General features: G+C 70.5%; 24 protein-coding genes. 10 read left to right on the top strand and 14 right to left on the bottom strand.

Going from position 1 to position 25,281, the window contains the following annotated elements; translation table 11 throughout:
• Positions 1–88 precede the first annotated feature (88 nt).
• The 3 genes from ACTMTF_RS10155 to ACTMTF_RS10145 all read left to right on the top strand — a co-directional run bounded on the left by ACTMTF_RS10155 (position 89) and on the right by ACTMTF_RS10145 (position 3,546).
• Positions 89–1,648 carry an alkaline phosphatase D family protein gene (locus ACTMTF_RS10155; RefSeq protein WP_441110369.1) on the top strand — a complete coding sequence of 520 codons (1,560 nt, stop codon included), beginning with the start codon at positions 89–91 and terminating at the stop codon, positions 1,646–1,648.
• A 124-nt stretch (positions 1,649–1,772) separates the two neighbouring features.
• Positions 1,773–2,306 (top strand): RNA polymerase sigma factor, encoded by a 534-nt coding sequence (locus ACTMTF_RS10150; protein ID WP_441110368.1) that lies wholly within the window; start codon positions 1,773–1,775, stop codon positions 2,304–2,306.
• Positions 2,299–3,546 carry a CU044_5270 family protein gene (locus ACTMTF_RS10145; protein ID WP_441110367.1) on the top strand — a complete coding sequence of 416 codons (1,248 nt, stop codon included), beginning with the start codon at positions 2,299–2,301 and terminating at the stop codon, positions 3,544–3,546. The genes ACTMTF_RS10150 and ACTMTF_RS10145 overlap by 8 nt, the downstream gene beginning before the upstream one ends.
• A 61-nt stretch (positions 3,547–3,607) precedes the next feature.
• On the opposite strand, the gene rocD is transcribed toward ACTMTF_RS10145, so the two are convergent.
• The 3 genes from rocD to ACTMTF_RS10130 all read right to left on the bottom strand — a co-directional run bounded on the left by rocD (position 3,608) and on the right by ACTMTF_RS10130 (position 6,235).
• Positions 3,608–4,816, bottom strand: a complete 1,209-nt coding sequence (gene rocD, locus ACTMTF_RS10140) for an ornithine--oxo-acid transaminase (RefSeq protein ID WP_441110366.1) — start codon at positions 4,814–4,816, stop codon at positions 3,608–3,610.
• The gene (ddaH, locus tag ACTMTF_RS10135) at positions 4,813–5,613 is read right to left on the bottom strand and encodes a dimethylargininase (protein WP_441110365.1); all 801 of its coding nucleotides are present in this window, start codon (positions 5,611–5,613) and stop codon (positions 4,813–4,815) included. Before ddaH ends, rocD begins: the two co-directional genes overlap by 4 nt.
• 124 nt (positions 5,614–5,737) lie before the next feature.
• Positions 5,738–6,235 carry an Lrp/AsnC family transcriptional regulator gene (locus ACTMTF_RS10130; RefSeq protein WP_441110364.1) on the bottom strand — a complete coding sequence of 166 codons (498 nt, stop codon included), beginning with the start codon at positions 6,233–6,235 and terminating at the stop codon, positions 5,738–5,740.
• 93 nt (positions 6,236–6,328) lie between these two features.
• Between ACTMTF_RS10130 and ACTMTF_RS10125 the strand changes: the two genes are divergently transcribed.
• The gene (locus tag ACTMTF_RS10125) at positions 6,329–8,674 is read left to right on the top strand and encodes a GH1 family beta-glucosidase (protein WP_441110363.1); all 2,346 of its coding nucleotides are present in this window, start codon (positions 6,329–6,331) and stop codon (positions 8,672–8,674) included.
• A 66-nt stretch (positions 8,675–8,740) separates the two neighbouring features.
• Complete coding sequence (locus ACTMTF_RS10120; protein ID WP_441110362.1) at positions 8,741–9,925, top strand: hypothetical protein; 1,185 nt, start codon at positions 8,741–8,743, stop codon at positions 9,923–9,925.
• Between the two features lie 10 nt (positions 9,926–9,935).
• Here the strand turns inward: ACTMTF_RS10120 and ACTMTF_RS10115 are convergent, their stop codons facing one another.
• From ACTMTF_RS10115 to ACTMTF_RS10095, 5 genes are all read right to left on the bottom strand, one after another.
• Positions 9,936–11,342, bottom strand: coding sequence for a glycoside hydrolase family 16 protein (locus tag ACTMTF_RS10115; protein WP_441110361.1), 1,407 nt, complete (start codon positions 11,340–11,342; stop codon positions 9,936–9,938).
• A 154-nt stretch (positions 11,343–11,496) separates the two neighbouring features.
• The gene (locus tag ACTMTF_RS10110) at positions 11,497–12,222 is read right to left on the bottom strand and encodes a hypothetical protein (protein ID WP_441110360.1); all 726 of its coding nucleotides are present in this window, start codon (positions 12,220–12,222) and stop codon (positions 11,497–11,499) included.
• Entirely contained in the window at positions 12,215–13,231 is a 1,017-nt protein-coding gene (locus ACTMTF_RS10105; RefSeq protein ID WP_441110359.1) for a hypothetical protein, read from the bottom strand. Before ACTMTF_RS10105 ends, ACTMTF_RS10110 begins: the two co-directional genes overlap by 8 nt.
• Before the next feature lie 146 nt (positions 13,232–13,377).
• Positions 13,378–14,097: a DUF5941 domain-containing protein gene (locus ACTMTF_RS10100; protein WP_397009505.1), complete on the bottom strand. Its 720-nt coding sequence runs from the start codon at positions 14,095–14,097 to the stop codon at positions 13,378–13,380.
• Positions 14,094–15,632 carry a CDP-alcohol phosphatidyltransferase family protein gene (locus ACTMTF_RS10095; protein ID WP_441110358.1) on the bottom strand — a complete coding sequence of 513 codons (1,539 nt, stop codon included), beginning with the start codon at positions 15,630–15,632 and terminating at the stop codon, positions 14,094–14,096. Before ACTMTF_RS10095 ends, ACTMTF_RS10100 begins: the two co-directional genes overlap by 4 nt.
• A gap of 149 nt (positions 15,633–15,781) precedes the next feature.
• Here ACTMTF_RS10095 and recO point away from each other — a divergent pair, with 149 nt between their 5' ends.
• The 3 genes from recO to ACTMTF_RS10080 are packed head-to-tail and all read left to right on the top strand — an operon-like array spanning position 15,782 to position 17,625.
• A complete protein-coding gene (gene recO, locus ACTMTF_RS10090) occupies positions 15,782–16,516 on the top strand; it encodes a DNA repair protein RecO (RefSeq protein WP_441110357.1) in 735 nt (244 codons plus the stop codon).
• A complete protein-coding gene (locus ACTMTF_RS10085) occupies positions 16,513–17,286 on the top strand; it encodes an isoprenyl transferase (protein WP_441110356.1) in 774 nt (257 codons plus the stop codon). The genes recO and ACTMTF_RS10085 overlap by 4 nt, the downstream gene beginning before the upstream one ends.
• A 9-nt stretch (positions 17,287–17,295) precedes the next feature.
• Complete coding sequence (locus ACTMTF_RS10080) at positions 17,296–17,625, top strand: DHCW motif cupin fold protein (protein ID WP_441110355.1); 330 nt, start codon at positions 17,296–17,298, stop codon at positions 17,623–17,625.
• 14 nt (positions 17,626–17,639) lie between these two features.
• Here ACTMTF_RS10080 and ACTMTF_RS10075 read toward each other — a convergent pair whose 3' ends face one another.
• On the bottom strand, positions 17,640–18,188 hold the full coding sequence (locus ACTMTF_RS10075; protein ID WP_441110354.1) for a CGNR zinc finger domain-containing protein: 549 nt from the start codon (positions 18,186–18,188) through the stop codon (positions 17,640–17,642).
• A gap of 69 nt (positions 18,189–18,257) precedes the next feature.
• Here ACTMTF_RS10075 and ACTMTF_RS10070 point away from each other — a divergent pair, with 69 nt between their 5' ends.
• Positions 18,258–19,175, top strand: a complete 918-nt coding sequence (locus ACTMTF_RS10070; protein ID WP_441110353.1) for a DMT family transporter — start codon at positions 18,258–18,260, stop codon at positions 19,173–19,175.
• Here the strand turns inward: ACTMTF_RS10070 and ACTMTF_RS10065 are convergent.
• The 5 genes from ACTMTF_RS10065 to ACTMTF_RS10045 all read right to left on the bottom strand — a co-directional run bounded on the left by ACTMTF_RS10065 (position 19,115) and on the right by ACTMTF_RS10045 (position 23,361).
• A complete protein-coding gene (locus tag ACTMTF_RS10065; RefSeq protein ID WP_397009517.1) occupies positions 19,115–19,504 on the bottom strand; it encodes a Fur family transcriptional regulator in 390 nt (129 codons plus the stop codon). The two genes, ACTMTF_RS10070 and ACTMTF_RS10065, sit on opposite strands and share 61 nt — an antisense overlap.
• Positions 19,501–20,373 carry a metal ABC transporter permease gene (locus tag ACTMTF_RS10060; protein WP_397009519.1) on the bottom strand — a complete coding sequence of 291 codons (873 nt, stop codon included), beginning with the start codon at positions 20,371–20,373 and terminating at the stop codon, positions 19,501–19,503. Before ACTMTF_RS10060 ends, ACTMTF_RS10065 begins: the two co-directional genes overlap by 4 nt.
• Positions 20,370–21,161, bottom strand: a complete 792-nt coding sequence (locus ACTMTF_RS10055) for a metal ABC transporter ATP-binding protein (protein WP_441110352.1) — start codon at positions 21,159–21,161, stop codon at positions 20,370–20,372. The genes ACTMTF_RS10060 and ACTMTF_RS10055 overlap by 4 nt, the downstream gene beginning before the upstream one ends.
• A complete protein-coding gene (locus ACTMTF_RS10050; RefSeq protein WP_441110351.1) occupies positions 21,149–22,096 on the bottom strand; it encodes a metal ABC transporter substrate-binding protein in 948 nt (315 codons plus the stop codon). The genes ACTMTF_RS10055 and ACTMTF_RS10050 overlap by 13 nt, the downstream gene beginning before the upstream one ends.
• Before the next feature lie 287 nt (positions 22,097–22,383).
• Positions 22,384–23,361: a 2-dehydropantoate 2-reductase gene (locus ACTMTF_RS10045; protein WP_441110350.1), complete on the bottom strand. Its 978-nt coding sequence runs from the start codon at positions 23,359–23,361 to the stop codon at positions 22,384–22,386.
• 253 nt (positions 23,362–23,614) lie between these two features.
• Between ACTMTF_RS10045 and ACTMTF_RS10040 the strand changes: the two genes are divergently transcribed.
• Positions 23,615–25,279, top strand: coding sequence for a thiamine pyrophosphate-binding protein (locus tag ACTMTF_RS10040; RefSeq protein WP_441110349.1), 1,665 nt, complete (start codon positions 23,615–23,617; stop codon positions 25,277–25,279).
• Positions 25,280–25,281 lie beyond the last annotated feature (2 nt).

Here is a 25,281-nt window from a genome sequence, read left to right as displayed (position 1 = left end):
GTCAAGCCACCGATCCGGGTGCCCTGAACGCGACACTCTGGCAAGCTTGTGGCCCGAAGTGTGCCGAACTGTCAGACCGGGGGGTGTAATGCCCGCACTGGTGATCGGGCCGATGTTGCGCTATGTGGATTCTGCCAGCGCTTCGATTTTCGTGGAGACCGAAGAGCCCTGCGAGGTGACCGTGGAGGCCGACGGCAGGCCGTACAAGTCGCCTACCTTCACCGTCCACGGTCACCATTATGCGATGGTCGACATCACAGACCTTTCCCAGGATGCGGCTCCCTATGCCGTGAAGCTGGACGGCGAGGAGGTGTGGCCGCTGGAAGGGCGGCCACCCAGCCGGATCCGGCTGTTCCCCGCGGAGGGGCCGGGCAGGATCGCGTTCGGGTCGTGCCGGACCAGCGCGCCGCACGACGCGCCGCATGAGATCACTTACGGGTACGACATGCTGCGCTCCCTCGGCTGCCATCTGTCGCAGGGCGACGACGAGCTGGGGCCGGATCTCCTGCTGCTCCTCGGCGACCAGGTCTACGCCGACAGTCCTTCGCCCGAGATGCTGGAGTTCATCCACGCCCGGCGGGACAACGACGAGCCGAAGAACGAGATCGCCGACTTCGAGGAGTACGCCGAGCTCTACCGGCAGGCCTGGACCGACCCCGACATCCGATGGCTGCTGTCCACCGTCCCCACGGCGATGATCTTCGACGATCACGATCTGCGCGACGACTGGAACACCTCCAAGACCTGGCGCGAGCAGATGGCCAAGACCAGCTGGTGGCAGCGCCGGGTGGTGGCCGGGCTCGGCGCCTACTGGGTCTACCAGCACCTCGGCAACCTCTCGCCGGCCGAGCGGGCGGACGATCCGCTGCTGCGAACACTGATGGGCAGTGGCGGCGACGGCGCGGCCGCACTCGACGCCTTCGCGGCGCGGGCCGACGCCGACACGACCAGCAACCGGTGGAGCTACTCCCGTGACCTCGGCCACAGCCGGCTCATCATGATCGACACCAGGTGCGCCAGGCAGCTCACGCCGGGCGACCGCCGGATGCTCGACCCGCTGGAATGGGCCTGGCTCGAAGAGGAGGTCGCCAAGCCCACCGACCGGCTGATCATCGGCTCGTCCATCCCGTTCCTGCTGCCCGAGGGCGTGCACGGCGTACAGAACTGGAACGAGGCGCTCTGCGACGGCGCCTGGGGACGCCCGGTCGCGCGGCTGTCGGAACAGCTGAGGCAGGCCGTGGACCTGGAACACTGGGCTGCCTTCAGACGCTCGTTCGAGGATCTGTCCCGGCTGCTGATCGGGCTGGGCAAGCCGGTGCTGATCCTGTCCGGCGACGTGCACTACTCCTACGTCTCCAAGGCCAACACCGGGCCGGTCTACCAGCTCGTCTGCTCGCCGATCCGCAACCCGCTCAGCCGGACGCTGCGCTGGGCCAACGTGCTCACCCAGTTCGGCGTCGCCACGCTGATCGGCGGGCTGCTGGCGCGGTCGGCGAAACTGCCGAAGCCGCCGTTCAGATGGCGGGTGATCAAGGGCCCGTGGTTCCAGAACGCGGTCGCGATGCTCTCCTTCCCGGGAGCCGAGGCCACCTGGTACGACTCCACGGGCGACGACATCCGTGAAGTGGGCTCCATGAAACTGGAATGAAATAGTCGGAACCGGATCCCGCCGTGCGGTCAAGAACAAGGTGACCGCATGAGAGAGGACCGGCAACGTGGTGGCTGTTCACGAACTGTCCGATACGGACGACTCAACGCTTATCGGGCGTTCGTTGGACGATCCGGAGAGCTTTGCCGCGCTGTTCGATCGGCATGCCGACGAGATCCACCGCTACGCCGCCAGACGCCTCGGCCCGGAGCCGGCCGAGGACGTCACCGGCGAGGTGTTCCTGGTCGCCTTCCGGCGCCGCGCCCGCTACGACCCCGCCTGGTCCGATGCCAGGCCCTGGTTGTACGGCATCGCCACCAAGGTCGTCGCCCAGCACCGCAGGACCGAGCGGCGGCGTAACCGCGCCATGACCAGGGTGGGGGCGGAGCGGCCGGGCACGTTCGACGACCGCAGCGCCGAGCGGGTCACCGCCCAGCAGCTCCAGCCCAGGCTGGCCCGGGCACTGACCCTGCTCAACCCGGGGGAGCGTGACCTGCTGCTGCTCGTGGCCTGGACCGACCTCACCTACGAGGAAACGGCGATCGCCCTGGGCGTGCCGGTCGGCACGGTGCGGTCCAGGCTGCACAGGCTCCGCGTGAAAGTGCGCCGGGCATTCGGCGGCAACGATCCCTTCGCAGAGGAGCCCCAGCATGGATGACGACTTCAAGAACGGGGAGTTCAAGGACTTCGCCGACAACCCCCCCGCAGTGCCGCCGTACCGGCCGGAAGCCCGCGCCAGGGCGCGGGAGCGACTGCTGCGCGAGGCTCGCCGCGGCTTCCGCTTTCCCCGGCTGGGCTGGCAGGTCGTGGCCACCTTCGGGGTGACGATCACCCTCGTCGGCGGCGTGGCGGTGGCCCTGTCGGCCCAGGGCACGGGGACCGACCAGAGGATCTCCACGGCCACCTCGGTGACGAGCCTCGCCCAGCAGGGCTTTCCCGAGCTCCACCCCGAGCCGGGGCAGTTCATCCTCATCGAGTCCGACACCATGTACGGCTTCACGGCCGCCTCGGCCGCTTCGGCGGCGAAGCCGACCCGGCACCTGTACCGGACACACCGGAAGATCTACCAGTCGGTCGACGGGCAGGCCCCCGGGCTGCTGCTGATCGAGCAGCTGGAGCCGAAGCCGTGGCCCGGGCAGGAACTGCCGGAGAACGCGCACCGGTTGCGAGGGCCGACCCGATCGCTGCTCGCGGCCTGCCCCGACCAGCTGGGGGACCGGCGGGACGACTACTCCTACCTGAGCACGCTGCCCGCCGACCCGGAGCGGATGCGCGAGCGCTTCTATCGGGACGGCGCGGGTGATCGGGACGTGGCCGAGGCCGCCTTCGACGCGGCGGGCGAGCTGGTCAGGGAGACCTACCTGCCCAGGGCGCAGCGGGAGGCGGTGTTCGAGGCCATCAAGGCCATGCCCGGGGTCGAGGAGGCCCGGGGGGTGCAGGACTCGGCCGGGCGCACGGGGGTCGCGCTCGGGCGGCGGTCGCAGGGGACGCTGCACCAGCTCATCTTCGACCCGGCGACCCGCACCCTGCTGGGGGAGCGGGGCACGGTCGTGGACGCGAAGGTGGCCGGCGCGCCGGTGGGGAGCCTCGTCGCGCACACCGCCGCGCTCCGCGTCATGGTCGTGGACAAGCTGCCGGAGGTCGGCGACGTCGAGGGGGACGGCAGCTGCACGGCGCAGCCTGTTCTCGAGGCCGACACCCCGTCCCCGTCCGCGAGCCCCGTGCCGTCCCCCTCCGTCGCCCCGACGAGCCCCGTGCCGTCCGCCTCTGTCGCCCCGACGGTCGCCGTGCCGTCCGCCTCCGTCGTCCCGCGGTCCTCGCCGGACGTCGTATCCACCGAGGCCCCCGACGGCCGGCGGGCTCGACCGTCCGCATCACCGGTGCCCACGACAGACTGACCGAGCCCTTCACCGAAACAGGCCCGCACCCCCTGTGGGGTGCGGGCCGGGCCGTGGTGGGTCAGCGGAAGGAGTTGATCGCGTCGGCGAGTTGGTCGACCGCCCAGAGGAGGTCCTCCTCGGAGATCACGATCGGCGGCGCGAGCCGGATCGTGGACCCGTGGGTGTCCTTGGCCAGCACGCCGCGGGCCATCAGCGCCTTGGACACCTCGCGGCCGGTGGCCAGGGAGGAGTCGATGTCGACGCCCGCCCACAGGCCGCGCCCGCGCACCGTCACCACGCCATGGCCGATCAGCTCGCGCAGCCGGGCGTGCAGCACCTCGCCGAGCCGGGCGGCCCTGTCCTGGTACTCGCCGGTGTTGAGCAGGTCGATCACGGCGTTGCCGACGGCGCACGCGAGCGGGTTGCCGCCGAACGTGGAGCCGTGCTGACCCGGCTTGATCACGCCGAGCACGTCCTCGTTCGCGGCGATGGCCGAGACCGGGACGACGCCGCCGCCCAGGGCCTTGCCCAGGACGTAGACGTCGGGCACGACGCCTTCGTGGTCGCAGGCGAAGGTCTTGCCGGTGCGGCCGAGGCCGGACTGGATCTCGTCGGCGATCATGAGCACGTTCTGCTCGGTGCACAGCTCGCGCACCTGGGTGAGGTAGCCGTCCGGCGGCACCAGCACCCCGGCCTCGCCCTGGATCGGCTCGATCAGCACCGCGACCGTGTTGGCGTCGATGGCCGACCTGATCGCCTCCGTGGAGCCGTACTTCACGACCGTGAAGCCCGGGGTGTACGGCCCGAAGTCGGCGCGGGCGTCCTCGTCGGTGGAGAAGCTGACGATCGTGGTGGTACGGCCGTGGAAGTTGTCCTCCATCACGATGATGTTGGCCTTGTCCCGTTCGACCCCCTTGACCAGGTAGCCCCACTTGCGGGCGACCTTGATCGCGGTCTCCACGGCCTCGGCGCCGGTGTTCATCGGCAGGATCATGTCCTTGCCGGTGAGGTCGCCGAGCCCGGCGCAGAACCGGGCGAACTGGTCGTGGTAGAAGGCGCGGCTGGTCAGCGTCAGGTGCTTGAGCTGCTCCTGCGCCGCCTCGATGATCTTCTGGTTGCCGTGGCCGAAGTTCAGGGACGAGTAGCCGGACAGGAAGTCCAGGTAGCGCTTGCCCTCGACGTCGGTGACCCAGGAGCCGTGCGCCTCGTGGATCACGACGGGCAGCGGATGGTAGTTGTGCGCGCTGCGGCGCTCACTGACCTCTATGAGTTCTGCGCTGGTGGTCATGCAGTTTCCCCCCTGATCTCCAGTGTGCAGCACTTGGGGCCGCCACCTGCTTTGCGCAGCTCCGACAGCTCGACAGGGATCACCTCGTAGCCGCGCCGCTTCAGCTCCAGCTGAAGGTCGCCGGCCTCGGAGTTGATCACCACGTGGCTGCCGTCGCTGACCGCGTTGAGGCCGAGCACCTCGGCGTCGAGCGCCGTCGCGAGCACGGCGTCCGGGAACAGCCGGCGCAGCACCTCACGGCTGCCTGCGGAGAAGGCGCCGGGATAGTAGGCGACGTTGCGGCCGTCGAGCGGGAACAGGGCCGTGTCAAGGTGGTAGAAACGCGGATCTACCAGCGTCAACGACACTACCGGACGGCCCAGGAACTCCTGCGCCTGGTGGTGCGCGGCGAGGTCGGTGCGGAAGCCGGTGCCGGCGAGGATGACGTCGTCGAGCGTGAGGAAGTCGCCCTCGCCCTCGTTGACGTGCGCGGGCTCCAGCGTCTCGAACCCGCGCTCGGCGAACCAGCGCAGGTAGGCCGGGCCCTCGGGGACCCGCTGGGGGAAGGCGAAGCTGGCGCCGAAGACGCGGCCGCCGACGACCAGCGCCCCGTTGGCGGCGAAGACCATGTCCGGCAGGCCCTCGATGGGGTCGATCAGGCTGACCTGGTGCCCGAGGCTCTCGTACACCGCCTTGAGACCCTCCCACTGGCGGATGGCGAGGTCGCGATCGGAGCCGGCTTCGGGATGCATCCACGGGTTGATCGCGTACTCGACCGCGAAGTGGTCGGGGCGACACATCAGGAAGTGTCTGGGCATGCAGGGCTCCGGTGTGGTGCGTAGTGAAAGGTCCTCACATCAGGGGACGGATGACAGCTTAGGAAGCGGCGTTGTCGCAGGTAAGTGGGCGGTATTGCGTGTAGGTGAGGTTTTGTTGCGAGTCTCAGCCGGCGACCGGCGATCCGTTGCGCGGCTCCGCCACGGCGCTCCCGGGAGCGCTCCCCGGAGGGCTGTCGACCAGCCTGGACAGCACGATCGAGCTCTTCGTCCGCACCACGAACGCCTCCGCCGCGATCCGCTCGATCACCCGCTCCACATGGCGTACGTCGGTCGCCCGGATGTGCAGCAGCGCGTCCGCCTCGCCGGTGATCGTGGCCGCGCCGACCACCTCGGGATAGCGGGCCACGGCCAGCGCGATGTCCGACGGCTTGGTCTTGCCCTGGCAGAACAGCTCGACGTACGCCTCGGTCGTCCAGCCGAGTGCCTGCGGCGCCACCCTGGCGCTGAAACCGGTGATCGCGCCGGTGACCCGCAGCCGGTCCACCCGCCGCTTGACGGCCGACGCGCTCAACCCCACCTGGTGGCCGATCTCGGCGTAGGTCGCACGGGCGTCGTCGACGAGCGCGGCGATGATGTCACGGTCCAACCGATCCAGTTCCACGCGCTCTGTATACAGCCTCGCCCGTGTGGCGCGCGACGATCGAACCACGGGAGACTGGGCGCTACGCAAACTGGCCGGAAGGTTGCCGAAGAGATGAGCAGAACGAAGTTCCCGGAAGACTTCGTGTGGGGTACGTCCACGTCCGCCTACCAGGTCGAGGGCGCCGGCACGGAGGACGGCCGAGGCCCTTCCATCTGGGACTCCTTCTCCGACTCCGCCGCGGCCTGCGACCATTACCACCGCTATCCCGAAGACGTCCGGCTGATGAAGGACCTGGGCGTGGGCGCCTACCGGTTCTCGGTGAGCTGGCCCAGGGTGCTGCCCGAGGGGATCGGCCGGGCCAACCCGGCGGGGCTGGACTTCTACGACAAGCTGGTCGACGAGCTGCTGGGCGCGGGGATCAAGCCGTACGTGACCCTCTACCACTGGGACCTGCCCCAGGCGCTGGAGGATCGCGGCGGCTGGCCGGAGCGTGACACGGCGCACCGGTTCGCCGACTACGCGCAGGTGGTGCACGACCGGCTCGGCGACCGGGTGAGCACCTGGTTCACGCTGAACGAGCCGTGGGTGGCGGCGTTCATCGGCTACGCCGCCGGCATCCACGCACCCGGCAGGAAGTCGGCCGCCGACGCGTTCACCAGCGCGCACCACCTGCTGCTCGGGCACGGGCTGGCGGCCCGCGCGCTCCGCTCGGCCGGTGCCGCCGAGGTCGGCGTGGCGCTCAACTTCTCCCCGGTGCTGACCCCCGGCCAGGTGACCGACCCCGGCAGGCGGCTGTCGGAGGAGGACGCCGAAGCGGTGGACAGGATCGACCGGCTCATCCACGGCCAGTTCCTGGAGCCGGTGCTGCGCGGCCGCTATCCCGACGGCCTGCTGGAGGTCGTGGACCGGGCCGCCGGGCTCGCCCATGTCCGTGACGGGGACCTGGAGATCATCGCCCAGCCCATCGACCTGCTCGGCGTCAACTACTACGCGCCCTGCGTGGTCCAGGCCCAGCCGGGCGAGCCGGCCGACCCCGCCTACCCGGGCAGCGAGGACATCCTGTTCACCACCGTGCCGACGGCCGTGACGGCCATGGGCTGGCCCATCGTGCCGAACGCGCTGACACTGCTGCTGGACCGCCTGTCGCGGGAGTACCCGGACCTGAACCTCATGATCACCGAGAACGGGGCCGACTTCGCCGACACCGTGACCGGCGACGGCGTCCGCGACACCGACCGCATCAGCTTCATCGAGGAGCACCTGCGCGCCCTGCTGACCTCCATCGAGGCGGGCGCCAAGGTGCGCGGCTACCTCGTCTGGTCGCTGCTCGACTGCCACGAATGGGCCGACGGCTACCAGCGCAAGTTCGGCCTCGTGCACGTCGACTTCGCCACCCAGCGGCGGCTCATGAAGGACAGCGCCCATTGGTATCGCGCCGTCATCAAGCGCGGCGGGCTCGGCGACGACCGGCCCAAGCGGCCCACGCTGGAGACCGTGGCCGCGCGCGCCGGCGTCTCCAGGGCCACCGTGTCACGCGTGGTCAACGGCGAGCTGTCGGTCAGCGCCGAGGTGCGTGCGAGGGTGATGCTGGCCGTCAAGGAGCTCGGCTACGTGCCCAACGCGGCCGCCCGGAGCCTGGTCACCCGCCGCACCGACACGATCGCGCTGGTCCTGTCGGTCCCCGGGCAGCGCGGCGACGCCCTCACCGCCGCCGTCGTCCAGTACGTCACCAGCGTGCTCGAAAGCGCGGGCAAGCGGATCACCCTCATGCTCTCCGACACCGCCGAGAGCCACCGGCGCATCCTCCAGCACGTGGAGGCCGGGCTGGTGGACGGGGTGATCCTGCTGCCGGCGGACGACACCGACCCGCTGACCGAGCGGCTGGCCCGCACCGACGCGCCCGTCGTGCTGCTCGGCAAGCCCGCCATCACCTCGCTCGTCCCGTACGTGGACGTGGACAACGTGGCGGGGGCCGCCGCCGCGACCGAGCACCTGCTGCGCCAGGGACGCCGGCACATCGGCATGGTCTGCGGCCCCACCCATCTGATCGCCGTCCAGGACCGGCTCACCGGCCACCGCGAGGCCCTCCAGCGGGAGGGCCTGCGGCCGCACCTGGCCCTCGCCGGTCTCGAAGGGGAGACGGCCGTGGCGGCGACCGGGCGGCTCGTGCATGACGTGGACCGCCTGGACGCGATCTTCGCCAGCAGCGACGAGCTGGCCGCCGGCGTGCTGCGGGCGGTGGCGAGGATGGGCCTGCGGGTGCCGGCCGACCTGGCGGTCGTCGGCTTCGGCGACGTGGCCGCCGCTTCCTGGACCGACCCCGCGCTGACCACCGTACGAGTCCCCGTCGCGGGGCTGGCGAAGGCGCTGGCCAGGCTGCTGCTGTCCCGGCTGGAAGGCAGGCCGACCACGTCCGTCGTGCTGCCCACGAGCCTGGTGGTCCGGGACAGCGGATGAGCGCGGGACCTCGCGGCGGGCGGCCTGGCGGCTAGCATCGAAGGACAGCCCTTCGCTGGAGGCCAGATGCCCCTCTTCCGCCGGCACAAGGACGAACCCACCGATCCCGGGCAGATCGCCCGCATCGCGCCCGCCGTGGCGTACGACGGCGACCTCTACCACCTGCCCGACTGGGTGGCCCGCCGCCGCGAGGAGCGCGAGCTGGGCCGCGGGCACGCCGCCGACGGTCAGATCGACACGCTGACCCTGCAGACCGGCAGCGTGCCGCGCTTCCATGAGCTGGAGGACGAGCGGCTGGGCGAGCTGGCCCGGATCGAGGACCTCACCGAGCGGGAGATCCAGCAGGCGCGGGCCGCCTTCGAGGCCCAGAAGATCAAGCTGGCCGAGTCGCAGCGCGCCTTCACCGACGCCCGCACGGCCCTGGACGACACCCGGCCACGGGTCGCCGAGCTGGAGCAGCCCAGCAGACGCCCCGGCGACGGCCGCCCCAGCTCGATCGCGTTGTCCGGCAGCCGCTGGCCCACCGTGCGCCGCTGGCTGCCCGCCGCCCTGCTGCTGCTCCTGCTGCTGATCGTCGAGGTGCCGATCCTCTATCAGGTGATCCTCAGCTGGGGCGACAGCGTCGCGATGACCGCGCTGCTCGCCGCCGGCACGGCCCTCATCATGCTGGTCGCGCCGCACCTGTACGGCAGGACGTTCCGGTCCTGGCAGGAGCACGGCAGCTCGGCGCGCGGGCGCTGGCTGCTGGCCGGCGTGGCACTGGTCTGGCTGGGGCTCATCGTCGCCGTAGCCGTGCTCCGCCGGGATGCCCTCGTCAGGCCGCTGGTCGTGGACGGGCAGGAGATCGGGCCCACCTCCGAGGGGGTCGGGCAGCTGCCCACGATGATCCTCCTGCTGGCCCTGCTCATCGCCACCGCGCTGATCGCGGCGGACCTCGGCCGCCGGATGCACAACCCCAACGACCGCAGGCTGCGCGAGCTGCGTGCCAAGCGGGACGCCGAGGCGCGGACCCACGCCGCCGCCCAGGCCGTCTACCAGCAGGACGCCGGTCACGCCGAGAGCATCGCCCAGTACCTGCAGTCCGCCGACCGGCGCCGGGCAGGCCGGGTGCGGCAGCTCGACAGCGGCTTCGACAGCCTGGCCACGGCGTACCTCGGCGGTGTGGTGGAGGGGCTGCGCGATCCGGAGGCCGCGAGCTGGGCCGAGCGGATCGTGGCCAGGCGCCGCGACGCGGATGCGCGCGGCGCCTGACCTGGTGGAGCTAGGTGGTGGAGAAGGTGAACCAGTTGACGTTGACGAAGTCGGCCGGCTGGCCGCTGCTGAACGTCAGGTAGACCGTGTGCGTGCCGGTCACCGGTGACATGTTCGCCGGGACCGTCCGCCAGGACTGCCAGCCGCCCGTGTTGGCCAGCGCGAACTCGGCGACCGGTGACGCGGTCGGGCTGTCGAGCCGCACCTGCACGAGCCCGCTCACCCCGGCGGCCGCCCCGGACGCCACCCTGGCCTTGAACTGGGTGGCGGCCTGGCCGCCGAAGTTCACGCCGTCGAAGCGGAGCCAGTCGCCGTTGGCGATGGCGCCGACGTTCCGGCCGCCGTCGGTGTCCGTGGTGTTCTCCGTGAAGGTGCCCTGCTGGGCCTGGTGGTTCTCGGCCTGGATGCGTGACCGGGCGTCCACGTTGCCGGGCTCGGGATCAGGATCGGGATCGGGATTGCCGGTGCCGCTCTGCCACACGGCCACGTAGTCGACCACCATCGGGTGTCCCGGCACGGTGGCCGCCGTCGGCGTGCTGCTGCCGGCGACGCCGTTCGGGAACGCGCCGCCCATGGCGACGTTGAGCAGCAGGAAGTAGCCGGCGTGGCCGGTCATGTTGTTCCAGGTGGCCGCGTCGAACCGCGACTGGCTCAGGCTGTGGAACTGCTGGCCGTCCACGTACCAGCGCAGTTGGTTGGGACTGACGCTGCGGTCCCACTCGAAGCGGTAGGTGTGGAAGGAGGACTGGCAGGTCGAGCCGGGGCAGGCGCGGCTGGCGCCGAGGCCGTTGAACTCGTCGCACGGGCCGGCCGGGGCGACGCCGCAGTGCAGCACGGCCCACACCGAGTTGATGCCGTTGACGTTCTCCATGATGTCGAACTCGCCGATGCCGGGCCAGTTCCAGTAGTTGCCCCGGTAGGGGGAGCCGAGGGCCCAGAACGCCGGCCAGTAGCCGGAGGCGGCGGCGCCGGTGACGTTCGGCATCTGGATGCGGCCCTCGATGCGCAGGATGCGGCCGTCGGCGGGCTTGAAGTCGCTGCGCCTGGTCTCGACGCGCGCCGACGTCCACTCGCCCGAGGAGCTGCGCCGCGGCGTGATGCGCAGGTTGCCGGAGCCGTCGAGGCCCAGGTTGGTGGAGTCGGCGGTGTAGTTCTGGATCTCACCGGTGCCCCAGTTGTCGGGGCCGCCCGGGTAGTTGTGGCCGGTGTCGACGATCCAGTTGGCCGAGGACGGGGGCGAGCCCGCCGGGCCGTTGAAGTCGTCGGCCCAGACCTGGGACCAGCCTGAGGGGGTGGCCGGGACGTCGGCGGCGGCGCTCACGGCGCCGTGGACGAGGAGGCCGCTGAGCGTGACCACCGCCGCTGCCATCGCCGCGAGCCGCCTGCGGCCCGCCGTTCCTAAGGGACGTAATGTCATCGCTGCTCCTGGGGGTGCGGAGGCGGAAGCGCGAGAGAGAGCGCTCTCTCACGAACGTAAACACATCGGTTAACGCGTTGTCAACGATCCGCACGGCGGGGTTGACCGTGGCGTGAAGGCCGTGCGCTGCCGATGGGAGAGCGCTCTCAGTTGCTCACAGCAGGTCCACGGAGGTCGCTCCCGCCCCCTCCAGCGCTTCCCGCCAGAACGCCTCCAGCAGCGGGAACCGGTCCGGGCTCGACGTCTTCTCCCGCAGGAACCCGTGCACCGTCACGGTATAGCCGGTCAGATCCGGCAGCAGGCGGGCGTCCAGCAACTCCTTGACCTTCTGCTGCCTGGCCGCCTCGCCCAGGTCCAGCTTGCCCAGGTCCAGCTCGCCCCGGTTGTTGATCAGGTCGCTGAACACGATGATCTGGTGCGCCTTGTCGGGCTGCCGCCGCGCGTCGGCCTGCTTCACCACATACCGCAGCGCGCCCAGCACATCCGACCCCTGGCCCTCGGCCGGGCAGTCGAACAGCTTCACCGCACGCGGCAGCACCTCGGTGCTGCGATGCTCGCGCACCCGCTCCTCGACGACCGGGTTCGCGTTCGGGTTCTCGGCTGCGGTGGCGGCGATGGCCACCGGGTCCTGGCGGCACGAACTGCTCTCCGAGCTGCCCGTCACGGCCGCGAAGCCGACCCAGTCGCACCCCTCGGCGAACGCCGGCAACTTCGAGGTGACGTCCTTCCTCGACGTGTCCGGATCGGCGTACGAAGTGGAGTCAACCACCACCCCGCACACCGCCCTCGCGTCCGTCCCGCACCCGGCCACCCCCGCCGCGGCCAGCACCACCACAGCGCCGGCCGCCACCCCACGCCGCACTCTTCGCCCGCTACTCAAGCCCACCGCCACCTCCCAGGGGACGCTGCGCCGCTTTGCTGCCCCCGTCGCTGTTGTGGTCCTTCGCGAGGCCCTGACCCTCTTCTCCGCTCTCACCAGAGCCTTCCGGTATGTCCTGCTCGATCGCCGGCACAGGTGTCGCCGGCGGGCGTCGTGGGGCGAGGGAGAGGCGCGTGCCGGACCGTACGGCCGGCTCTCGGGGCAGGACCTCGGCGTGCCACACCTCGATGCGCTCCTCGACCTCGTGGAGGATGCGGCCCATCTCCTCCCGGCCGGAGACGCCCGCCGTGGTGTCGCCGGTGGAGTTCATCGCGATGACCTCGCCCTTCCACAGCGACGGGACCTCCTCCCGGCGCGGGTGCGAGCGCAGCACGCCGCTCCGGTAGGCGGCGATGAGCAGCTCGGCCCGGGCGTGCAGGCCCTCCACGGCGTGGTCGTGCTCGATCAGGGCGCTCTCCCACTCCTGGGCGAGCCGCTCCAGGTGCGCGCGAGCCTGCAGCACGGTCTCACCGGCCTGCTTCAACTCCTGCCGCCGCCGCGCCTCGGCCCGCCGCCACCGGGCCTCGGCGATGGAGATGAACGGATCCGCTCCGCCCCCGGCGTCGGCCGGCGGCGCTTCGGGAGCCGGATGAGAGGCCGGGTGAGAGGCACGTCCGGGCTCGTGGTGCTGGCCGGGGCCGGAGGGGGAGCCGTCAGGGCCGGAAGGGGGGTGGCCGTTGGTGTGGGGGGCGGGGTGTAAGTCGGGTCTGCTCAGCTCGCGCATGATCGTCTGCTGGGCCCCCAGGGCTCGCTCCAGCAGGGCGGTGCGCCTGGCCGCCAGCTCCCTGTCGACCTCGGTGATCCGCTCCCGAGCCCGGGCGCGTACCTCCGTGACGTACGCGGGCTGATGGTCAGGATCGGTGAACTCGTTCAGCGGGTGCCGGCGCGCATCCCGCATGCCCTGCTTGCGCGCTTCCTCCCGCTCTGTCAGCAGATCGCTCCGCCTGAACAGCCGTGACAAGAACGCCATCCGCGTCTCCCGGCTCCGGGTGCCCTGGATTCCCAGACTAATCGGTCACATCCGGCCCCAAGCAGATGCCGCAGCCCGGAAAACGCACGAAGCCGGCCGCCTCGGAAGGCGGCCGGCCACGTGCGTGAAGGGGAAGTCGGGAGAGCCTAGGCCTTCTCGGCCTCGCCCGTGGCCTGCTCCATGACCTCTTCCGGAGAGGCCTCCAGGTCCTGCTCGGCGTCCGCGCCGGCCTGCGCCGACGCCTTGTCGAGACGGACCCAGCTCGTCACGCTCTCCACCGCGAACAGCACGAACAGGTAGGCCGTCAGCACCGCCAGCACCGGCGTGAGCCAGCCCAGCGCGGCGCCCAGGCCGATGATGAGCAGCCGGAGCTCCCAGCCGAGGCCGGCGTGGAAGACCCAGGCCGGCGGCCAGATGCTCTGCCTGGTGCGGTAGACGGTGTCGTAGGTGTGGTAGCCGACGACGTACACCAGCACGAACAGCAGCCACTTGGGCGCGTCGGCCGCCAGGCCGATCACGATCATGGTGAGGAACTCGGCCGCGCGCAGCATCGGCGGCGTGAGCCAGTCGAGCCGGCCGAGGTGGTGGCGCGGCGCGGTGGGCAGCACCAGCAGCACCACGATCAGCGGCGGGACGAGCAGCATCGGGCCCGGGGTGAGCAGCCCGGTGGCGCTGACCGCGATGACGGCCAGCAGGGCCGCCAGCGTGGCGGGAACGGGGGGAAGGCCTTTGCCCAGCTTGCCGGCCACCGCGTGGACGAGCGGGCCGTCGTCGCGGTAGGCGAGCAGGCGGGCGGTCTGGACGCGCCGGCGCTCCTCGTCGGGGTCCGGCGTGGGGCCTGCGGCGGCCTGCGGTTGGGTGATCATGCGAGCGACCTCATGAGGCGTCCGGTCAGGGTGTATGTGGCGGCGACGGTGCCCCAGATCACCAGCGTGAGGAAGGTAATGCGGGCGTCGAAGAGGGCGGCGGTGATCGCGATGGCCGCGAACCGCTCGCCGATGGGGAACACGATCATCTTACGGGCCCAGTGGACGGCACGGTACTTGCCGGCCTTGGACCACATCTTCAGCAGACCGCGGATGCCCTGCTTGCGCTCCTCCTTACGGGCCACCAGGGCTCTGCGCAGGTCCCGGTCGTCGGGCGCGCCGAGCGGCAGCGTCGGCAGCTGCGCGGGCGCCTTGCTACGGCGGTTGGAGATGCCGAAGGAGAAGTCGAGCAGGTGGCGTACGGACTGCAGGCCGATGGCCGCCAGCGCGAGGATCCAGATGTCGTCGCTGTTGCCCGAGACCACCCAGCCGATGGACAGACCGGCGAAGACGACGTACTCCTTGAACCGGTCGAACGTGGCGTCCAGCCACGCGCCCAGCACCCCGAACTTGCGGGCGTAACGGGCGACCTGGCCGTCGACGCAGTCGAAGACGAAAGCGAAGTAGATCAGCACCCCGCCCGCGATCATCCCGGGCCGGTCGCCGGTCGCGAAGCAGGCGGCGGCGGCGACGCCGAGCGCGATCGAGATCAACGTCACCTGGTTGGGCGTCAGGCCGCGCCTGGCCGCCCAGCGGGCGATGAAGCGGGAGTAGGTGGAGACGAAGTAGGTGGTGAAGAAGCCGTCGGCGCCCTTGACCGCGTGGTTGAGCCTGGCGCGGTCCTCGTTCATGCCGGACATCTCGGTGCCGGCCTCGTTGGCCTCCTCCTGGGTGGTGACCCGGCGGAAGAACAGGTCGCGGCGGCCTCGGATGCCGACCGACACGCCCTTGCGGACCAGGCCGAAGGCGATGAGCTGCACCAGGTCGTCGCTCTCGCCGAACGTGTCGGCCATGTCGGCCAGCTCGCGGCACGTCTCGGCCAGCACGGGGGCGTTGCGTGTGCTGATCTGCATCGGCCCGAGCAGCACGGCGTTGGGCCTGGTCACCTTGTGGGTGGCGGTGCCGATGGACACCACCCGGGACTTGCCGATGCGGGCACGGACGGGCAGGCCCTCGACCCGGCTCATGCCGATCTCGGGGTCGGCCTCGTCGATCGGGACGGTCTCGGGGACCTCTTGCTCTCCGGTCATCTGGCCGGCCGCCTCGTCGGCCGCCTCCTGACGCGGCTCCTTGGCGACGAGCACCAGCGCACCGCGCTTGGTCTTGTTGATCTGGTAGATCAGCTCGTCGTGGACGACCGAGTTGTCAGGAATGATGAACAGGTTCTCCGTCGCGGCGTCCGCGACTTCGGCCAGGGCGCGCAGGGCGGCGGCCACGTCGCCGGTTTCGATCGTGGCGGGCCGCGGGTCCATCGTGAGGACCTGGCTGCGCAGTCGCTCGACGACGGTGGGATTGCCGGGAAGTGCGGCGAGCCTCAAGCCGGTCGGAGCGGTGTCGGGGCCGGGCGAAGAGCCCAGCAGGACCACGCGGGTCATGACTCCCTTTCGAGGCGGTAACGGGGGGTTGAACAACTGGCGATGGGGGACAGGCGTCAAAGTCTAGTGAGGGTTGCGGAAAGTCGCGTCACACCACAAGGGGTGTTGCACGAACTTTCTCCACTTTGGTACGGCCGTAGGATGGCCTGGTGAGTCTCTACCGGGATGAGGGCGTGGTCTTGCGCACCCAAAAGCTGGGCGAGGCCGATCGCATCATCACCGTCCTGGCCAAGCGCACGGGCAAGGTGCGGGCCGTCGCCAAGGGCGTACGCCGCACCACCTCGCGCTTCGGCGCCCGGCTGGAGCCGTTCACCCATGTGGACGTGCAGTTTCACACCGGCCGCTCGCTCGACATCGTCACCCAGGCCGAGACGATCAGACCCTATGGCGAGGCGCTGGCGGCCGACTATCCCCGCTACACCGCGGGCACCGCGATGCTCGAAACCGCGGACCGGCTCACCCACGGCGAGAAGGAGCCCGCGCTGCGGCAGTTCCTGCTGCTGGTGGGCGGACTACGCACGCTGGCGGACGGCCTGCACGAGTCGAGATTGGTGCTCGACGCCTATTTCCTGCGCTCGCTGGCCGTCGCCGGTTATGCTCCGGCGCTGGAGGTCTGTGCCCGATGCCAGGCCCCTGCCATCAGGGCGTTCGCCATCGTGGCGGGCGGTGTGGTGTGCGGCGCGTGCAAGCCCGCCGGCTCGGCAGTGCCGGCGGGGGAGACGATCGGGCTCATGACGGCGCTGCTGCGCGGTGACTGGGCTTCCGCCGACGCCTCGGAGCCGCGCCACCGCAGTGAGTGCAGCGGTCTCGTGGCGGCCTACCTGCAGTGGCATCTGGAGCACGGCATTCGCTCGCTTCGACACGTGGAAAGAGAGCCGGTTTGAACGTCCGCCCGCCGTCACCCCACCCCTCGGGTGCGACGCCGCCGCCGATCCCGCGCGACCTGGTGCCACGGCACGTGGCCATCGTCATGGACGGCAACGGCCGCTGGGCCAAGGCCCGCGGGCTGCCGCGCACCGAGGGGCACAAAGCGGGCGAGGCCTCGCTGTTCGACGTCATCGAGGGCGCGCTGGAGCTGGGCGTCCCCTACCTGAGCGCGTACGCCTTCTCGACGGAGAACTGGAAGCGCTCGCCCGACGAGGTCCGCTTCCTGATGGGCTTCAACCGCGACGTGATCCGGCGCCGCCGCGACGAGCTCCACGCCATGGGCGTGCGGGTGCGCTGGGCGGGCAAGCCGGGGCGGCTGTGGAAGAGTGTCATCTCCGAGCTGCAGACGGCCGAGGAGATGACCGAGCACAACCACAAGCTGACGCTGCAGTTCTGCGTCAACTACGGCGGCCAGGCCGAGATCGTCCAGGCGGCGGTCAGGCTGGCCGAGGACATCGTGGCCGGCCGCGTCAGGCCGGCGAAGGTGAACGAGAAGGTCTTCGCCCGCTACCTCGACGAGCCGGACATCCCGGAGGTGGACCTGTTCGTCCGCTCCTCCGGCGAGCAGCGCTTCTCCAACTTCCTGCTGTGGCAGTCGGCCTACGCCGAGATGGTGTTCCTGGACCGGCTCTGGCCCGACTTCGACCGGCGGGACCTGTGGCAGGCGTGCGAGACCTACGCCAAGCGCGACCGGCGCTACGGCGGAGCGCTGCCCAATCAGGTCTAGGCTCTGCTGATGACCTTGACTGACATTCCTTTCGGGATCACCGACTGGTCGCAGGTGCCCACCACCGAGCACGCGGGAGAGTCGGGGACCGCCACCTGGCGCACCCGCGAGCTCGGTTCGGTACGCGTCCGGATGGTGGAGTACAGCCCCGGCTACGTCGCCGATCACTGGTGCGACCGCGGCCACATCCTGCTGGTGCTGGAGGGCACGCTCACCACCGAGCTGGCCGACGGCGAGATCGTCACGATGCGCGCGGGCAGCAGCTACCAGGTCGGCGACGGCGTCCGGCCGCATCGCTCCAGCACTCAGGAAGGCGCCCGGCTGTTCATCGTCGACTGACGCGTCGGACGGCGTCAGGCGCGGCGGCGGGCCCGGTAGGCGGCCACGTGCATGCGGTTGCCGCAGGTGCGGCTGTCGCAGTAGACGCGCGAGCGGTTGCGGGACTCGTCGACGAAGACGCTTTCGCAGTCGGGGGCCGCGCAGGTGCGCAGCCGCTGCCACTCGTCCTCGACCAGCAGGTGTGCCAGCGCCACCCCGCAGTCGGCCGCCAGGTGCTCGGCGAGGGTGGCGTCGGGGGCGAAGTAGTGGACGTGCAGGGGGTGGCCGTCGTGCTCGGTCAGCCGGGGGGTGATCCGGGTCTCCGACAGCAGTGAGTTGAGGATGCGCACCGCGGTGGGTTGGTCGGGGGCGGTGAAAACCCGGTGGAAGGCTTCGCGTACCATCCGAACTTGACCGAGGTCGCGGGCGGTGAGCGTGGTGATGCCGCTGACCTGTCGCGATTCGACGAAGGACTGCAGCTCGGCCAGGCTCACCAGGTCGTCGTCGCCGCCGGTGGACGGCGAGGTGTTGATGAGCTCGACGACGGTGGCCAGTGCATGCACCATGTCATGGCCAAACGCCATATTGACTCCTGTCGGGGCTGGTTCTAGCGTGGTCAAGCGTATCTCCCCTGCGGGGGAGCAGGGGGGCTCGTGAGTGCACATCGCCGTATCGTGCTGGTCGCGGTCGCCGGTGCTCTGATCATTTCCACGTCCGCGCCCCTGGTGCGGATGGCCGAGGTCTCGCCTGCCACCTCCGCGCTGTACCGGTGCGCCTACGCGGTGCCGCCGATGCTGGTGCTGGCCTGGTTGGAGCGCCGCAGGCTCGGGCCGCTGCCCGGCAAGGCGCGCAACCTGGCCTGGCTGGCCGGTCTGCTGTTCGCGCTCGACCTGCTGTTCTGGCACCACTCGATCGACTACGTGGGCGCGGGCCTGGCGACCGTGCTGGGCAATTTGCAGGTGTTCATCGTGGCGTTCGCCGCCTGGGCGGTGTTCCATGAGCGGCCGTCGAACCGGCTCATGCTCGCCACCCCGGTGGTGTTCGCCGGCGTGGTGCTGATCTCCGGCGTCTTCGACAGCGCGGCGTACGGCGCGAACCCGGCACTCGGCGTGCTCACCGGCGTCGCCACCTCGATCGCCTACGCCGGGTTCATGCTGCTGTTGAAGGCCGGGGCGGGGCGCGCGGTGGGGCCGATCGCGCACGCCACCGCGGTCGCCACCCTGGCGATCGCGGCGCTCAGCCCGTTGTTCGGCGGCGCGGACTTCGCGCCTGTCTGGCCCGCGCACGGCTGGCTGCTGCTGCTCGCGCTCGGGCCGCAAGTGCTCGGCTGGTCGCTGATCGCCTACTCGCTGCCGCGGCAGCCCGCGGCGCTGACCGCCCTGCTCCTGCTCGTCCAGCCGATGACGACGGTGGCCCTGTCGGCGGCGCTGCTCGACGAGCACCCGTCGGTGGCGCAACTCGCCGGCTGCGCGGTGATCGTCGCGGGCGTGCTGTGGGGCTCGCGGCGGCCTCAACCGGCCAGCGACGTCTTGGAGCAGGACGCGCAGGTGCCGAAGACCTCGACCGTGTGAGTGATCTCGGTGAAGCCGTGCTCGGTGCCGACCGTCTCGGCCCAGCGCTCGACGGCGGGGCCCTCCACCTCGACGGTCCGGCCGCAGCGGCGGCAGACGAGGTGGTGGTGGTGCTCGCCGGTGGCGCAGGCGCGGTAGACCGACTCGCCGTCGTCGGTGCGCAGCACGTCGACGTGGCCGCCGTCGGCCAGCGCCTGGAGCGCACGGTAGACGGTGGTCAGGCCGATCTTGGCGCCGTGCTGGCGCATCTCGGCGTAGACGTCCTGAGCGCTGCGGAAGCCCGCGCTCTGCCGGAGGGTGTCATGGACGGCATCGCGTCTTGTGGTCATGCGACCTCCTTGACGCTCATGCCGCGTCGCTCGCTCACTGTGGACTCCTGGGATCGGCTTCGACGTACGAACTTACCGACACCGAGGGCCAGGACGAAGCCGAGCAGAGCAAGAAGCACGATGGCGGCGCCCGGCGCCACCTTGGCGGACTGGGACGAAACGAGCAGTCCCCCCACGGCGGCGATCACGCCGAACAGCATGGCCAGCAGCATAGTCGAGCGGAAGCCTCTGGTGAGCTGCTGACTGGTGGCCACCGGGATCACCATCAGCGCGCTGACCAGAAGCAAGCCGACCACGCGCATGGCGATGACCACGGTGAGCGCGGCCGTGACGGCGATGAGCAGGCTGAGGAAGCGCACCGGCAGGCCGCTGGCCTTGGCCATCTCCTCGTCCTGGCAGAGCACGAACAGCTCCCTGCCGAAGATCCCGACCACCAGGAGCACCGCGACGGCCAGTCCGCCGATGATCCAGATGTCCAGCCTGGTGACGCTGGCGATCGCGCCGAACAGGTAGGCGTTGAGCTTGGCGTTGCTGCCGCCGGGCGCGATGCCCATGAGCATGACGCCGCCCGCGATGCCGCCGTAGAACAGCAGCGCCAGCGCGACGTCACCGCTGGTGCGGCCGCGCGCCCTGACCACCTCGATGGCGACGGCGCCGGCGATGGCGACCGCGACGGCGGTGAGCACGGGGGCGGTGCCGGTCAGGAAGCCGAGCGCGACGCCGGTCAGCGCCACGTGCCCGATGCCGTCGCCGAGCAGAGCCAGCTTGCGCTGCACGATGAAGGTCCCCACGGCGGGCGCGCAGAGCCCCACCAGCAGCGCGGCGATCAGCGCGAGCTGGAAGAATTCCCTGCCGAGCAAGTCGATCATGCTTCTCCCTGCCAGCCCTGCAGCGGCCCGGCCGCGGCGGTGACCTCGGGGGCATGCGGGTGCACGTGCTCGTGCCCCGGTCTGGCGCACTCGCCTTCTGGTTGTGGTGGCGGCCCGTCGTGCGCGATGAGGCCCTCCCTGACCACGACGCCGCGGGTGATGAGCGGCTCCAGCGGGCCGAGCTCGTGCGCCACCAGCACGATGGTCTTGCCGTCGGCCACCAGCGTGGCCAGGGTGTCGGCGAGCATCTGCTGGGTGGCGGCGTCGACGCCGGCCGTGGGCTCGTCCATCACGTACGTGTCGGGCCGGCCGGCCAGCGCGCGGGCGATCAGCACCCGCTGCTGCTGGCCTCCGGACAGCGACTGCACCGGGTCGGCCGCCCGGCCGGACAGGCCGACGGCGTCCAGCGCGTCCGCCACCGCCTCGCGGTCGGCGGCGCCGGTGAGGCGGAGCCTCCGCTGCCGGGCGATGCGCCCGGAGGTGACGACCTCGGTGACGGTGGCGGGCACGCCGCCGCCCACCGCCAGGCGCTGCGGCACGTAGCCGATGCGCCACCAGTGCCGGAACTTCGCGGGCGGGGTGCCGTACAGGAGGGTCTGGCCGCCGGACAGGGGCGTGAGGCCGAGCAGGGCGCGGATCAGGGTGGATTTGCCGGAGCCGTTGGCGCCCATGATGGCGACGACCTCGCCGGGGTGGACGGTCAGGTCGACGCCACGCAAGATGGACCGCCGGTCGAGTGTCACCCGTCCGGCGGTCATCATGAAGGCGCGTTCGTTCATGGAGTGCATCCCAGGGAAGTCCGCAATGTCTGAAGATTGTCGCGCATGGCGGAAAGGTAGTCCCCACTGGGCTTGCTCTCCAGAGGGTCGAGCACCGCCGTCTTCGCGCCCGCCTCGGCGGCGAGCACCTCGGCGACCTTGGGGCTGACCAGGGCCTCGGTGAAGACGGTGGTCACCTTCTCGGCCTTGGCCAGCTTGGCGACCTCGGCGATGCGGGCGGGGGAGGGCTCGGTCTCCGGGTCGAGCGTGATGCCGACCTGCTTGAGCTGATAGCGGTCGGCCAGATAGCCGAACGCCTCGTGCGCGGTGATCATGGTCTTGGTGGAGCAGGCGGTCAGGCCCTTGGTGAACTCCTGGTCCAGGGTGGTGAGGGCGGCCGCGGTCTTGGCGGCGCGGTCCTTGTAGCCCTGCGCGTGCGCCGGGTCGGCGGTGGCCAGGCGCTCGCCCAGCTTGGTGGCGACGGTGGCGAAGCGGGAGGGGTCGAGCCAGATGTGCGGGTCGTAGGAGACCTCGTGTTCGTGGCCGGCCTCTTCCTCCTCCGCGTGCCCCTCCTCGGCGTGCTCCTCCTCCGCGTGCTCACCGGCGGGGATCGTGGTGACGGCGGTGGCGGCGTCGAAGCTGCGGTCGGCGGCGACCGCCTCGTCCACGGCGGGCTGCACGCCCTTGATGTAGACGGTCAGCGTGGCGTCCTCGAGGTCGGCCACCTGCTGCGCGCCGAGCTCCAGATCGTGCGGCTCGACGCCGGCGGCGGTCAGGCTCTGCACGGTGATGTCGGGACCGCCGACCTGCTCGGTCACCCACTGCAGCGGATAGAAGGCCGCGAGCACCTCGGGCTTGTCCACAGGGGCGGTGGCGGTCGTCGTGGAGCCGCACGCAGTGGCGGTGAGCACCATGGCGCCCGTGAGCATACCGACCGCACGCAGGCGGGAATGTCCTGACATCATGTGAGTCAGTATGCCGCAGAATGAAAATGGTTGTCAAAATCGTGGATTGTTGGGATGCCGGACGGCGGCGCTGGGGGCCCGGCCTACGCCGTACGGCATCCCGCCATCACCCCGGTGGATGGGGCACACCGGCTGAGCCGTGACCGGTGCCCGGGGTGACGTTCAGCCGCTCGCCCGCGTGGACGCTCATCGGATTCCCGCGCCGGAATCCGACGGGCCCCTCCTCTGCGCGGGCGGCGAACAGGTCAGGCCGTCATGATCCTCCATTCTGCATACGGTATTCCCCGCTAGACCGCGCGGACAAGGTTCTCGGCCAGAAGGTCGCTCACCGCGTGGATCGCGCGCAGTGTCGGGACCTCGGCGCCGGTCAGGTCGGCCAGCTCGACCACCGCCGCCAGAAGCACGTCGAGTTCTAGCGGCTTGCCTTTCTCCAGGTCCTGGAGGGTAGAGGTCTTGTGTTCGCCGGCCTTCTCGGCGCCACGCAGCCGGCGTTCGATGGAGATGCCGGGATCGCAGCCGACCCTGCGGGCCACGTCGACGGTCTCCGCCATCATGGCCCGCACCAGTTCCCTGGTGCCGCTGTGCCGGCAGATCCCGGCCATGGTGGCCCGGGCCAGGGCGCTGATCGGATTGAAGGCGATGTTGCCCATGAGCTTGATCCAGACGTCGCGGCGCAGGTCGCGCTCCACCGGGCACTTCAGCCCGCCGGCCACCGCCGCCTGGCTGAAACTCCGGCACCGCTCGCTGGACTCGCCGCTGGGTTCGCCGATGGAGAAGCGGGTGCCTTCCAGGTGGCGGATGACGCCCGGTTCCTCGATCTCGGTGGCGGCGTAGACGACGCAGCCGATCGCGCGTTCCAGCGGCAGTGCGGTGGTGACCGTTCCCGCCGGGTCGACGCTCTCGATGCGATAGCCCTCGTAGGGGCCCTTGAGCCCGTGGAAGTACCACCACGGGATGCCGTTCTGCGCGGCGATGATGCTCGTGGCGTCATGCAGCAGTGGCGTGATCATGGGGCCCGCGGCGGCGTAGCTGTTCGCCTTGAGGCCCAGGAAGATGTGGTCCACCGGCCCGACCTGGTGGGGGTCGTCGGTGGCATGGGGGTGGGCGACGAAGTCGCCCCTGGGAGTGAGCACCCGCACACCGGATCTGCGTATGGCCTGGAGGTGCTCCCCTCTGGCGATGAGGTGCACCTCCACTCCGGCCCTGTGGAGTGCGGCCCCCACATACGCGCCGATGGCGCCGGCGCCAAGAACAGCGACCTTCATGCTTTCGCTCCGTTCTCGCGTCGGATCGTGCATTCGGTATACAGTATGGAAAATTTCGGGTCAAGGAGTCGCCGAATGACCGACGTACGACATGGACCTGTGGCGGAGGCGCCGGGCGAGGCGGTCAGGACGAGTCGGAGAGCCTGTCGAACTGATCGAGTTGCCCTACGGGGCTAGACAGGCGTGTGACTAGAGGGTAACCATTGCGTTCATACGGTATGCAGTATGCGGGAGACACGAAGAAGGGTGCACGATGTCGGAAACGATCTCCGGTGGTCATCTGGTAGCCAAGGCGCTCAAGGCCGAGGGCGTGGACGTGATCTACACGCTCTGCGGCGGCCACATCATCGACATCTACGACGGCTGTGTCGATGAGGGCATCGAGGTCATCGACGTGCGCCACGAGCAGGTGGCCGCGCACGCGGCCGACGGCTACGCGCGCATCACCGGCAAGCCGGGTTGCGCGGTCGTCACCGCCGGGCCCGGCACGACGGACGCGGTCACCGGTGTGGCCAACGCCTTCAGGGCCGAGAGCCCGATGTTGCTCATCGGCGGTCAGGGGGCGCTCAGCCAGCACAAGATGGGCTCGCTCCAGGACCTGCCGCACGTCGACATGATGACCCCGATCACCAAGTTCGCCGCGACGGTGCCGAGCACGGAGCGGGTGGCCGACATCGTGTCGATGGCGTTCCGCGAGTGCTTCCACGGCGCGCCCGGCCCGTCGTTCCTGGAGATCCCGCGCGACGTGCTGGACGCGAAGATCCCGCTGGAGAAGGCGCGGATCCCGAAGAACTACCGGGCCTCCACCCGGCAGGCCGGCGACCCGGAGGCGATCGAGCGGCTGGCGGACATGCTGGCGCACGCCGAGAAGCCGTGCATCCTGCTCGGCAGCCAGGTCTGGACGTGCCGGGCGACGGACCCGGCGATCGACTTCGTCCGGTCGCTGAACGTACCGGCCTACATGAACGGCTCGGCGCGCGGCACGCTGCCGCCGGGGGACCCGCACCACTTCCAGCTCAGCCGCAGGTACGCCTTCAACGAGGCGGACCTGATCATCATCGTCGGCACCCCGTTCGACTTCAGGATGGGGTACGGCAAGCGGCTGTCGCCGACCGCCAAGGTGGTCCAGATCGACCTCGACTACCGCACTGTCGGGAAAAATCGGGACATCGACTTGGGGATCGTCGGTGACGCCGGCCTCATCCTGTCGGCGGTGGCCCAGGCGGCGAGCGGCCGCATCGACAACGCCGCCGCCCGGCGCAAGGAGTGGATGGAGGAGCTGCGCGCCGTCGAGATCCAGGCCTACGACAAGCGCCTGCCCCGCCAGCTCTCCGACGCCAGCCCCATCGACCCCTACCGCCTGGTCCACGAGATCAACGAGTTCCTCACCGAGGACAGCATCTACATCGGCGACGGCGGCGACATCGTCACCTTCTCCGGCCAGGTGGTGCAGCCCAAGTCGCCCGGCCACTGGATGGACCCGGGGCCGCTCGGCACGCTCGGCGTCGGCATGGCCTTCGCGATGGCCGCCAAGCAGGCCCGGCGCGACAAGGAGGTGCTCTGCCTGTTCGGCGACGGCGCCTTCAGCCTCACCGGCTGGGACTTCGAGACCATGGTCCGCTTCGACCTGCCGTTCATCGGCGTCATCGGCAACAACTCCTCGATGAACCAGATCAGGTACGGCCAGGCCGCCAAGTACGGCGAGGACCGGGCCCGCATCGGCAACACCCTGGGCGACATCCGCTACGGCGACTTCGCCAAGCTCCTGGGCGGTTACGGCGAGGAGGTCCGCGACCCGGCGGAGATCCGCCCGGCGCTGGAGCGGGCGAGGCAGTCCGGCAAGCCGTCGCTGATCAACGTGTGGGTCGATCCCGACGTCTACGCCCCCGGAACCATGAACCAGACCATGTACAAGTAGGC

Source organism: Nonomuraea sp. ZG12 (genome assembly GCF_052068115.1).
In the GTDB taxonomy this organism is placed as follows: domain Bacteria; phylum Actinomycetota; class Actinomycetes; order Streptosporangiales; family Streptosporangiaceae; genus Nonomuraea.
Note: the sequence above shows the minus strand (reverse complement) of the source record. Positions and strands in the feature narration are given on the sequence as shown.